The sequence below is a fragment of the Bacillus sp. REN16 genome, from assembly GCF_020731355.1.
GTDB lineage: Bacteria > Bacillota > Bacilli > Bacillales > Bacillaceae_L > Ferdinandcohnia.
This window is the reverse complement of sequence record NZ_JAJFZK010000009.1, coordinates 157,014-167,514: the sequence shown is the minus strand read 5'-3', so window position 1 is coordinate 167,514 and position 10,501 is coordinate 157,014. Positions and strand designations below refer to the sequence as shown.

11 protein-coding genes and 2 riboswitches are annotated in these 10,501 nt (G+C 38.8%); of the genes, 9 read left to right on the top strand and 2 right to left on the bottom strand.

Features of this window, described 5'->3' with window-relative positions; translation table 11 throughout:
• Window positions 1–49 precede the first annotated feature (49 nt).
• Together LKW28_RS14470 and LKW28_RS14465 are read left to right on the top strand one after the other, a co-directional pair.
• The gene (locus LKW28_RS14470; protein WP_229141056.1) at window positions 50–415 is read left to right on the top strand and encodes a DUF2294 domain-containing protein; all 366 of its coding nucleotides are present in this window, start codon (window positions 50–52) and stop codon (window positions 413–415) included.
• 13 nt (window positions 416–428) lie between these two features.
• Window positions 429–923 (top strand): carbonic anhydrase, encoded by a 495-nt coding sequence (locus LKW28_RS14465; RefSeq protein ID WP_229141055.1) that lies wholly within the window; start codon window positions 429–431, stop codon window positions 921–923.
• Between the two features lie 71 nt (window positions 924–994).
• Here the strand turns inward: LKW28_RS14465 and LKW28_RS14460 are convergent, their stop codons facing one another.
• Both LKW28_RS14460 and LKW28_RS14455 read right to left on the bottom strand, forming a co-directional pair.
• Complete coding sequence (locus LKW28_RS14460) at window positions 995–2,194, bottom strand: phosphoglycerate dehydrogenase (protein ID WP_229141054.1); 1,200 nt, start codon at window positions 2,192–2,194, stop codon at window positions 995–997.
• Window positions 2,195–2,335: 141 nt separating this feature from the next.
• Window positions 2,336–2,413, bottom strand: a riboswitch (ZMP/ZTP riboswitch).
• A 90-nt stretch (window positions 2,414–2,503) separates the two neighbouring features.
• Entirely contained in the window at window positions 2,504–3,013 is a 510-nt protein-coding gene (locus LKW28_RS14455) for a PPC domain-containing DNA-binding protein (RefSeq protein ID WP_229141053.1), read from the bottom strand.
• 138 nt (window positions 3,014–3,151) lie between these two features.
• Window positions 3,152–3,263, top strand: a riboswitch (SAM riboswitch).
• A 116-nt stretch (window positions 3,264–3,379) separates the two neighbouring features.
• Between LKW28_RS14455 and LKW28_RS14450 the strand changes: the two genes are divergently transcribed.
• The 7 genes from LKW28_RS14450 (at window position 3,380) to LKW28_RS14420 (ending at window position 10,487) form a co-directional block, all read left to right on the top strand.
• Window positions 3,380–4,204: a MetQ/NlpA family ABC transporter substrate-binding protein gene (locus tag LKW28_RS14450; protein ID WP_229141052.1), complete on the top strand. Its 825-nt coding sequence runs from the start codon at window positions 3,380–3,382 to the stop codon at window positions 4,202–4,204.
• A 74-nt stretch (window positions 4,205–4,278) separates the two neighbouring features.
• A complete protein-coding gene (locus LKW28_RS14445; RefSeq protein ID WP_229141051.1) occupies window positions 4,279–5,292 on the top strand; it encodes a methionine ABC transporter ATP-binding protein in 1,014 nt (337 codons plus the stop codon).
• Between the two features lie 3 nt (window positions 5,293–5,295).
• Entirely contained in the window at window positions 5,296–5,964 is a 669-nt protein-coding gene (locus LKW28_RS14440; RefSeq protein ID WP_229141050.1) for a methionine ABC transporter permease, read from the top strand.
• 11 nt (window positions 5,965–5,975) lie between these two features.
• Window positions 5,976–6,755, top strand: coding sequence for an enoyl-CoA hydratase/isomerase family protein (locus tag LKW28_RS14435; protein WP_229141049.1), 780 nt, complete (start codon window positions 5,976–5,978; stop codon window positions 6,753–6,755).
• Window positions 6,756–6,776: 21 nt separating this feature from the next.
• The gene (locus LKW28_RS14430; RefSeq protein ID WP_229141048.1) at window positions 6,777–7,937 is read left to right on the top strand and encodes an alpha-hydroxy-acid oxidizing protein; all 1,161 of its coding nucleotides are present in this window, start codon (window positions 6,777–6,779) and stop codon (window positions 7,935–7,937) included.
• A 121-nt stretch (window positions 7,938–8,058) separates the two neighbouring features.
• A complete protein-coding gene (locus LKW28_RS14425; protein ID WP_229141047.1) occupies window positions 8,059–9,225 on the top strand; it encodes a CaiB/BaiF CoA transferase family protein in 1,167 nt (388 codons plus the stop codon).
• A 188-nt stretch (window positions 9,226–9,413) separates the two neighbouring features.
• A complete protein-coding gene (locus LKW28_RS14420) occupies window positions 9,414–10,487 on the top strand; it encodes a hypothetical protein (protein WP_229141046.1) in 1,074 nt (357 codons plus the stop codon).
• Window positions 10,488–10,501: the final 14 nt, after the last annotated feature.

Sequence of the window (10,501 nt, the reverse complement as noted above, 5' to 3'; positions counted from 1 at the left end):
CACCCTTTGAGCGAAGGAAATTTTGCTAGGAAAGAAGGAAAGAATCATAATGGAGAAATCAAAAGGAGCAATCGAAGCTGAAATTAGCAAAGAATTAACACATTGGGAAAAAAGTTATCTTGGCCGCGGCTCAGTGTCGGTTAAATCGGACATTTTACGAGATATGATTATTGTAGTCTTACGAGGAATTTTAACCCCTGCTGAGTATTCACTTTGTGAGGAAAAACGAGGAATTTTAGCTGTGAAACAAAGCCGAAATAGCCTGGTAGAGTCTGGGGTGGAAGAATTAAAAAATATTATTCACACAATTACTGGCAATGTAGTAACTAGTTTTTACACGGATATTAGTACACAGACAGGAGAACGGGTCATAGTCTTTAAACTTTCAGCTGACTTAGAAAGCCAATTAAGCTAAAGAGGTGAGTGGAATGTATTCAAACGAAAAAAGAAAAGTGCTATTTGTAACTGAAACAGAATATAAACCTCAAAATTTAACGCAATATGTAAATGATATCAACCCGAAGGATATGATCATCCTGACCAGCTATGGACGGGAAGTTTTACAACCCTTCGGGGATCTCATGAGGGATATCATTGTAACAGTTTACCACGAAAATATTAAAGATATAGTTGTAGTTGGGGACAAGGGGACAGGTACATCGTCTCAGCTTGGCCGATGTACCTGTCCCTCTGTCCCGCAGGAAAAACTTGAAACACTGGAGTATCTTTTCAAGAATTGTAAGCCAGAATTTCATGGTATAAGTTTGCGTGAATGGCTAGAGGGAAACAAAACAGCAACCGATAATGTGCAAAAAAGCGCCGATACCATCCGCAACCACCCACTCATGCCATCAGATGTAAACGTTCATGAGTTATTTATTAATACGGATACTAAAGAAGTGTCTGAAGAGGCGGTTTTTTAAATTAGTGAAACTAAACCCGTAACGGAAAACAAAAGAAGCAAGGGTGTTGAGCCCTTGCTTCTTCTTTTCTATTAAATCACACGTGCTGAAACGATTCCGCTAATTTGCTGGATTTTTTCTAGTAAACTAGGAACGATCTCACCGTTCACTTTATTATCGATATCGATCATTGTATATGCGTATTCTCCGCGGCTTCTGTTCACCATGTCCGCGATATTTAACTCGTAGTTTGAGATAGCTGATGTGATTTGACCCACCATGTTTGGTACATTTTTATGGAACGCTGTTACGCGAGTTTTTCCTGTATAAGGGAGAGACGCGTTTGGAAAGTTCACTGAGTTTTTAATATTTCCTGTTAGCAAAAACTCTCTTGTTTGACGGGCTGCCATGATTGCACAATTTTCCTCAGATTCATTTGTTGAAGCTCCAAGATGTGGTGTGCAAATGGTATTTTTCATTTTTAAAACATTTTCATTAGGGAAGTCGGTCATATACTTTCCTACGATTCCATCTTCAAGAGCAACCGCCATATCAATTTCGTTCACAAGCTCTCCGCGTGAGAAGTTAATAATGTAGACACCAGGCTTCATGATGCTGAACGTTTCTTTATTAAACATACCTTTTGTATCGTTTGTTAATGGAACGTGTACGGTAATGTAGTCGGACTCTGCAAAAAGATGTTCAAGTGACATTGCTCGCTGTACATTGCGTGATAAGTTCCAAGCTGTATCAACAGAGATGAATGGATCAAATCCGATTACATCCATATCGAGATCAAGCGCATCGTTTGCTACTAGTGCTCCAATTGCTCCTAATCCAATAACCCCTAACGTTTTACCTTTAATTTCTTTTCCGACAAATTGTTTTTTGCCTTTTTCAACAAGCGCTGGAATTTCATCGCCTTTGTCTTCTAAAGTTTTTGTCCAAGAAATACCAGCAAATACATTACGGGATGTAGCCATTAAAGAGGTTAAAACCATTTCCTTTACAGCATTTGCGTTGGCACCTGGTGTATTAAAAACAACAATCCCTTTCTCCGTGCATTTTTGAACTGGAATATTATTAATACCAACACCCGCGCGTGCAATTGCTTTTAAGTTATCACCAAGTTCAAGGTCATGCATATTGAAGCTGCGAACTACAATTGCATCAGGGTTCTCACTTTGATCATCGATTGTGAAATGCTCATTCTGGAACACCTTTAGCCCGCTTTCCGCGATATTATTTAACGTTTTGATCGTTTTTACTTGATTTTCAACAAGTGTGCTCATCTCGTCTACCTCTTTCCTAATCATAGATATTAATTATATAAAACATACAATATACGAATTTATGAGGTCTGGATCTGTTAGGGTTTTGGAAGTTTATCTTTACCCAAAATATAAACAGAAAGAGGCAAGGGACTTTCCCTTACCTCTTGCCCAGGCGAACGGCTCCGACACTATATGCTCCCTCGCGGTTATCCGCGTGCGCCAGTCACATACAGCCTTTTTGATTTGTAAGTATGATACCAAGTTTTCCGATAAATTTCAAGTTTAAATTAGTTTAAATTTTGGAATAATGAACCTGTCCCTATGATCCTATTTTGATATAGTAAAAGGGAATGATTTTCCGGCTGTTACTGGATATAATTGGTTGGCTCCTGTTTCTTCGTCAAATTTACGAAATAGTTCAACACCTACTATTTCAGATAGGATTAGATCGACGGTGATGACTGGATTTTGACCTTTGACGATGTGGCCACCATATACTTTTCCTTCTTTGTCACAAAAAGTTCCGTGTAAATGGGTCTCGAAATCTCCATCCCGTTGGCATACTACCCCTGTACCATTTAAAAATTCAATGGGTCCATTTAAAACAGTCAAATCCCCGTAACCTGCACCAACATTACTTTCTGGCTTGGGAACTAGATAAAAATAAGCAGCCTTTTGAAAGCTTCCAAAACAATTTGCCACTGAAGCGTATGTAATCCCAGCTTCCTTACAAAGTTCCTCGATTCCCGTTATTAAATCTGTTCCTGGTAACAATCTAGCAGCAATAACTTTTCCTGTGTGTCCGGTTGCGTAATTGACCCTAATAGAACTATTCATTAATTTACAGCCTCCTTATTCAGTTCGAAAGATATCATCCTAGTATAATTATTTAAAAGTTTCAAAAAGTTATTGACAATAATAACATTATCCTGTAAATTTTTAAATCATAAGTAAAAAAATTTTATATTTGAATTTCCTTTATCTAGAGTAGCGGAGGGACTGGCCCGATGAAGCTCGGCAACCGTTCATGTATCGACATGAAAAGGTGCTAATTCCAGCAAAACATTTATGTTTTGAAAGATAAGGGGGGACGACTCATTTTTATGATGTGTAAAATCGCCTCTCTTTCTTTTGAAAGAGAGGCTTTTCGTTTCTATGATAAGGATTTTCAAATCATTTTTACTAACTAAGGAGGAAAACAAAATGAAAAAACTAGCAATCTTATTTTCTTTATTATTATTGATTGGGGTATTAGCGGCATGCGGAAGCAGTAAGTCATCAAGTGAACATGAGGAGTTAGATAGTAAGAAACTAGTAATTGGAGTAACTTCCGGACCTCACGAGCAAATTGTGGAAAAAGCGAAAGAAGTAGCAGCAAAAGATGGTTTAGAACTCGAATTAAAGGTATTCTCCGACTATGTAATGCCAAACACGGCGTTAGCTGAGGGAGAAATAGATGTGAACAGTTATCAGCACTTACCATTTTTAGAAAAGTTTAATGCTGACCATGATACAAACTTAGTGACTGTCGGGAAAACGATTTTAAATCCAATGGGTGTATATTCAGACAAATATGAAAGTCTAGATGACCTACCAAAGGGTGCAAAGGTTGGACTTCCAAATGATCCAACAAATGGATCACGAGCATTATTCGTGTTTGAAAAAGCTGGATTAATCAAAATTAAGGAAGATGCTAAGGAAACCGCATCAATTTACGATCTGGCAGAAAACCCAAAAGAAATTGAGTTTATCGAATTGGATGCGGCACAAATACCTAAGCAGTTAAGTGAATTGGATGCGGCAGCTATCAATACAAACTTCGCAATCGAAGCTGGCTTAAAGCCACGGGAAGATTCCATTGCATTAGAATCAAGTGACTCTCCATACGTCAATTTCCTTGTTGTAAGAGAAGAAAACAAAGACGATGCTGTCCTTGAAAAACTAAGAAAAGCATATCAGTCAGAAGAAGTTAAGGCGTTTATTGAGGAAGAGTTCGGTGGAGCAGTTATCCCAAGCTGGGATGAATAATAGCAATTAAAATTTCTGAACCATATGTCAACATGCATATGGTTCAGAACCTATTAAAGAGGGGAAGTGACACCATGATAGTATTAGAAAATATTTCAAAGGAATTTAAAACAAATAAGGGCAAGGTTGAAGCCGTTAAAAATGTGAGTCTCCATGTAGAAAAAGGCGGCATCCATGGTGTAATAGGGTATAGTGGAGCAGGAAAAAGTACATTGATTCGATGTGTAAATCTTCTTGAAAGACCAACAAGCGGGAAAGTGTATATTAACGGCAAGGAAATTACTTCACATTCAACAGAGCAGCTTCGTGAAACAAGACAGAAAATCGGGATGATTTTTCAAGGCTTTAATTTATTAAAAACCGCGACGGTACATGACAATATTGCGATTCCCTTGAAATTACAAGGTGTTTCAAAAGATGAAGTGAAAAAGCGTGTTAAAAAATACTTGGAAATCGTTGGGCTATCTGATAAGTCGAACTCATTTCCTGGCCAGTTATCTGGTGGTCAGAAGCAGCGTGTAGCCATAGCTAGAGCTCTTTCGCAGGAACCAGAAGTTTTACTTAGCGATGAAGCAACAAGTGCGTTAGACCCTGAAACAACCGATTCGATTCTTGAACTGCTTTTAAAAATTAATAAAGAACTTGGAATTACGATCTTACTGATTACGCATGAAATGCATGTGATTCAAAAGATTTGTGACTATGTGTATGTTATGGAAAATGGTCAAGTTATTGAAAAGGACACGGCGATTGAGTTATTCACTAAGCCAAAACATGAAACAACGAAGAAGTTTTTAAATACAATTGCTCAACGAAAGCTATCGGATTCACTCATCAAACAATTAAAGGTTTCAGGTGCTGTAACAAGACTTACATTTATCGGAGAGTCAACAGGACAGCCTTTATTAGCTCAGGTTAGTCAACAATTTAATGTGAAGCCGAACATTTTAACGGCTAATATTATTGAGTTAAAAAACGGAATTGTAGGAAATCTCGTCATTCATTTAACGGGAGATCAAACTGAAATTGACGCTTCTATTCAATTTTTAAGAGAAAATGGAGTAGGGGTCGAAAATCTGGAGGGATAAAACATGGATCGGTTTACAGAATTTACACAATGGTTACCTGTGATTGGAAAAGCAGTAGTAGAAACCTTCCAAATGGTTGGAATCTCTTTGTTGTTTTCAGTTATTATTGGAATCCCACTCGGAATTTTCCTCGTATTAACCCGCCCTGGACAGTCCCTTGAAAATAAATGGGTCTATGAGGCTCTGAATTTACTTATCAATATTATCCGTTCAGTCCCATTTATCATTCTATTATTCTTTATTCTCCCATTTACAAAGCTTGTTGTCGGAACAACAATTGGGGTAAAAGGGGTTATTGTGCCATTAGTTATTTACACAGCACCATATATTTCAAGGTTGATGGAGTCTGCGTTATTAGAGGTTGATGCAGGTGTGGTTGAAGCCTACCAAGCAATGGGGATTAAAACAAGAAAAATCATTTGGAATGTCATGCTGCGTGAGGCAAGACCATCTATCATTCTTGGACTTACAATTGCAACGGTGAGTTTAATAGGTGCTACTGCTATGGCAGGACTTGTTGGAGCAGGAGGCCTTGGCGATATTGCCTATCGATTCGGTCACTTACGCTATGAAGTAGATGTGATGTATGCGACTGTCTTTATCCTAATTGTCCTTGTCCAATGTATCCAGACAATCGGAAATAAATTAGCAGCAAACTTGAAAAAGGATTAAAGGGGTGAGGTATGGTGTCAAATGAATTATATATTGAACAGGATGGTCCAATTGCTACATTAATCATTAACCGTCCTGAGAAGAGAAATGCATTTACATTAGCGATGTTTGAAAGATTAACCACTATTCTGGAAGAAATCGAAAACGACCCTAGCATTAAGGTCTTACTTGTACGTGGTGTCGATGAATCTGCTTTTGCATCAGGTGCGGATATTAGTGAATTTATGGACAATCGTTTTTCTGTTGAAAAGGCAAAACATTATAATGACAAAGCACTTGAGGGAATTGATAAACTTACCCGTTTTAAAAAGCCGACGATTGCTGTTATACGATCATTTGCAATCGGTGGGGGCCTCGAATTAGCAAATGCCTGTGATTTTCGTTTTGCTTCAGAAGACAGCCGGTTAGGCATTACAGCTTCAAGGGTTGGGATTGTCTATAACTTAGCGAGCACAAAACGGCTTGTGGATATCATTGGACCGGCAAAGGCAAAGGAGCTCCTTTTTACAAGTAAATTAATCAGTGCGAAGGAATCACAAGAAATTGGTTTGGTTCATTATATTTATTCAGGAGAAACGGTGCTTGACGAAGCGACTGCATTTGCATCCCTAATCTCTTCAAGGTCTTCGGTTGCAAACAATGGGATGAAGCAAGTCATACGGGCAATCTTGGATGGCGCTAATGAAGAAGACGAAGAACTTTCTAATTTAATTTTAGAATCCTTCCATTCGGAAGATTACATCGAAGGCATTAATGCCTTTTTAGAAAAAAGAAAACCTAATTTTAATTAATAGGAAAGAAGGCTTGTACGAATGAGTACATCAAAGGTAAAAGATGCTTACATTGAAAATATCGTAAAGGAAGAATACTTTCCGATTTCTTATGAGGAGCTGGAGCAGGAAGCTAAAGCGAAAATGTCTGTTGGGGGCTTTGGATACGTACGTTCAGGTGCTGGTGGTGAGGAAACATTACGGAAAAACCAAGAATCATTTTCGAAGTATTCCATTGTGCCGAGAGTTTTACGTGATGTATCAAATATTGACACAAGTATCAATTTATTTGGAAAAACCTATCCTTATCCATTTTTACTCGCTCCGGTTGGAATGCTAAAGCTGGCACATGAAGAGGCAGACTTAGCTGTTTCAAGGGCAGCCGCTGCTTATAAGATTCCCTTTGTTCAAAGTACGGTATCAAGCTATTCGATTGAGGAAGTGGCAGAGGTATCTGGTAATAGTCCAAAATGGTTTCAGCTTTATTGGTCTAATAACAAAGATGTTTCTTTTAATATGGTAAAACGTGCGGAGGAAGCGGGTTACGAAGCCATAGTTTTAACCGTAGATACTGTCATGATGGGCTGGAGAGAAGAAGATATGCGGAATCGCTTTTCACCATTAAAACTTGGGGTAGGGAAAGCGAATTATGAGCAGGATCCAGTTTTCTTAGCATCACTTGAAAGTCAGGATCATGAATCGATTGTTCAAGGGATCTTGGATAATATCCACCACCCAACGCTTAATTGGAATCATGTGGCGGAGTTAAAGGAAAGAACCTCATTGCCAATCCTTTTAAAAGGAATATTAAGTCCGGAAGACGCTAGATTAGCAGTGGATAATGGAATTGATGGTGTTATTGTTTCTAATCATGGAGGCAGACAGCTTGATGGCGTGATCTCAGCCATTGATGCATTGCCATTGATTGTAGAAGAGGTAAAAGGTGAGGTTCCCGTCTTATTTGATAGTGGAATCCGCCGTGGTTCTGATATTGTGAAGGCACTTGCTTTAGGAGCGGATGCGGTCTTTATTGGTAGACCATTTGTATATGGCCTTGCAGTCTCAGGACAGTCAGGTGTAGAAAAGGTAATTGGAAATTTCATTCAAGACACAAAGGTTTCGATTGCATTAGCTGGTGCCACAAATGTAGGGGAACTTTCCGGAATCCGACTTGTTAACTTTATTCAGCATAAGACTGAATAAAGTTAACGCCTCCGGCGGATGCCACAGATTTTCAGAGGAAACTTTTCGAGCACGCTCGAAAAAATCTGGGCGCAAATACGCTAAGGCGCATTTGATACTATATAATGGGGAGGTTGCCACAATGAAAAAAGCGTTAGAAGGAATGAAGATTCTAGACCTTTCACAAATTTTAGCAGGTCCCTACTGTACAATGGTGCTCGGTGATATGGGTGCAGATGTGATTAAGGTTGAGAAGTACCCAAATGGCGACGATACTCGTGCAATGGGTCCTTTTATCGATGAAGAAAGTTATATGTATATGATGGTGAATCGAAATAAAAGAGGAATGCGTTTGAATCTGAAAGAGGATGACGAACGTGAAATTCTTTATAGGCTAGCGGAAACGGCAGACGTGTTTGTGGAAAACTATCGTCCTGGGGTTACCAAAAAACTAGGGATCGATTATGAGACATTAAAACAAATCAATCCACAGCTTATTTATGTTTCAATTTCCGGCTATGGTCAAACTGGTCCTTATTCCAAAAAAGGCGGCTTGGATATAATGGCACAAGGACTTTCCGGAATTATGGCCATGACGGGTGAAAAGAAAGGTAAGCCTGTTAAAGTAGGAATTGCGATACATGATATAGCAGCAGCCCAAACAGCGATTCAATCGATTTTGATGGCTTATATTCATCGACTAAAAAGTGGTGAAGGACAATATATTGATGTTTCGTTGGTTGATTCAGGGCTAGCATGGACGGTTTGGGAAGCAGCAGCTTATTTTGGGAATGGGAGTATTCCTGAAAGAAATGGAACTTCCCACCGTGCAGCTGCACCATATCAAGGATTTCAAACGAAGAATGGGTTCATTTTAATAGGAGCTGCAAATCAGAAACTCTGGGAGCAATTTTGCTTACATGTTGTCGCTAAACCAGAATGGTTAGAGAATCCGCGCTATGCGTCTAATAGCCTACGGAAGGAACATGTGGATGAACTTGAAAAAGAAATCGAGGTAATCTTAGTCCAAAATACCTCGGAATATTGGCTTGATCTATTGGAAAAACAGGGGATCCCATCAGGCCCCGTCTATACTTACGATCAGACAATGCAGGACCCGCATATAAGAGCGAGAGAGATGGTTCTGGAGATAGAGCATCCGATTGCCGGGAAAACTCAAACATTGGGTTTCCCAGCAAAATTCTCCGAAACACCTGGCCAGTTGGGGAAGCCTGCACCGTTACTTGGTCAGCATAATGAAGAAATTATCAATGAACTGGAAGAACGGTCACGGGCCGGGATCCGATAAGAAAACACCCTTCATGAAGGAAATGAAGGGTGTTTTTGTCTTATTTGAGAAGTAGGTAAAAAGAACTTTTCAGTTGTCTCAAATAGTACTTTCGTAACTATCAAGAAATGCTCTTAACTGGTAAAATTTAGAATTGGATTTATGGTTTGAAATTACTTATCTATTAAAAAGTTAAGGGGTATTTGATATTGGAAATAATTAAAATAAATGTATCAACGGTCCAGCTTTCTATACCTTCATTACATAGATGTTCGAATACGGTATCTACTATTAGAGGTACTGTAAGGGGATTGAAATCAGGTGTTGATTATAGAATTCAAAGCCGAAGAGGGATTGGAGCAAGCTTGAATCAGGCCGTTAGCTCTTTAAATGAAATAGAAATAAAAATAAAAGAGCTTGAGAGATTTATCCAGAATTCGGTCCAACAGTATCGAAACGCAGAAAGAACAATAGAAAGCAAATACCGTTCGTTAGAATCGGTTCATTCCAAAACAGCTTTATCCTTGGGTTTCATAAAAGGATATGATCCTTTTAGAAATAATAAGGGTACCATTGATTCCGCAAAGATGGTCTATATGGATAAGGCTGCAAGTTCAGCTGCTGAAAATTTGAAAAATGTACTTGGGCTTGGTCGTGATACCATGAATTATATTGGGAATGAAGCAAATAAAAAAATAGATGCCATAGAATCTGGTTGGAAATATGCAATAAGCCAAATCGATAAAAAACGTAAACAAATGGTGGACGCATTCGAATTTGTAAATGAGAATAAAAAGGATGTTTTTAATCATTTATTGGAAACGGGCGTCAGAGAAGGCCTCGATATGACAAGCACAGGTAGGGCATTCAGGAAGGATTACGAATACTTTCATTATGAGCAGAGGGATCAAATGAATGGGCCACATCCAACATATCAGGAAGCAAAGGATCCTGGCTTAGGCTGGATTGAACTCCCTGAAAGCATGTCAATCTTTCATGACGATAATAATGGAAAACCAGAAAGGAAATTTATCCATCCTGATGGCAGGGAGGCTGTATTTGACGGTGATACACTTGAACCTGTTACCGATGCACGTTATAAGGGAACATATAATTATATTAATCCAACCATAGCACCAAAAGGTTTCCCAAATAGTAAGCAAGACATACTTGACTGGGTCGAATACGGGAAAGCTGGATTAGGCCATGTTGTTACAGATGTAATTCCGTACTACATGGTTGGACAAAAGAATGAGAGAGATCAGCAGAGATTTCAAGACTAAATTGAGGTGTATGG

Excerpts from the sequence above, each read along its gene's own strand:
- LKW28_RS14470 (WP_229141056.1), top strand. The coding sequence starts at position 50 with ATGGAGAAATCAAAAGGAGCAATCGAAGCTGAAATTAGCAAAGAATTA.
- LKW28_RS14465 (WP_229141055.1), top strand. The coding sequence starts at position 429 with ATGTATTCAAACGAAAAAAGAAAAGTGCTATTTGTAACTGAAACAGAA.
- LKW28_RS14460 (WP_229141054.1), bottom strand. The coding sequence starts at position 2,194 with ATGAGCACACTTGTTGAAAATCAAGTAAAAACGATCAAAACGTTAAAT.
- LKW28_RS14455 (WP_229141053.1), bottom strand. The coding sequence starts at position 3,013 with ATGAATAGTTCTATTAGGGTCAATTACGCAACCGGACACACAGGAAAA.
- LKW28_RS14450 (WP_229141052.1), top strand. The coding sequence starts at position 3,380 with ATGAAAAAACTAGCAATCTTATTTTCTTTATTATTATTGATTGGGGTA.
- LKW28_RS14445 (WP_229141051.1), top strand. The coding sequence starts at position 4,279 with ATGATAGTATTAGAAAATATTTCAAAGGAATTTAAAACAAATAAGGGC.
- LKW28_RS14440 (WP_229141050.1), top strand. The coding sequence starts at position 5,296 with ATGGATCGGTTTACAGAATTTACACAATGGTTACCTGTGATTGGAAAA.
- LKW28_RS14435 (WP_229141049.1), top strand. The coding sequence starts at position 5,976 with ATGGTGTCAAATGAATTATATATTGAACAGGATGGTCCAATTGCTACA.
- LKW28_RS14430 (WP_229141048.1), top strand. The coding sequence starts at position 6,777 with ATGAGTACATCAAAGGTAAAAGATGCTTACATTGAAAATATCGTAAAG.
- LKW28_RS14425 (WP_229141047.1), top strand. The coding sequence starts at position 8,059 with ATGAAAAAAGCGTTAGAAGGAATGAAGATTCTAGACCTTTCACAAATT.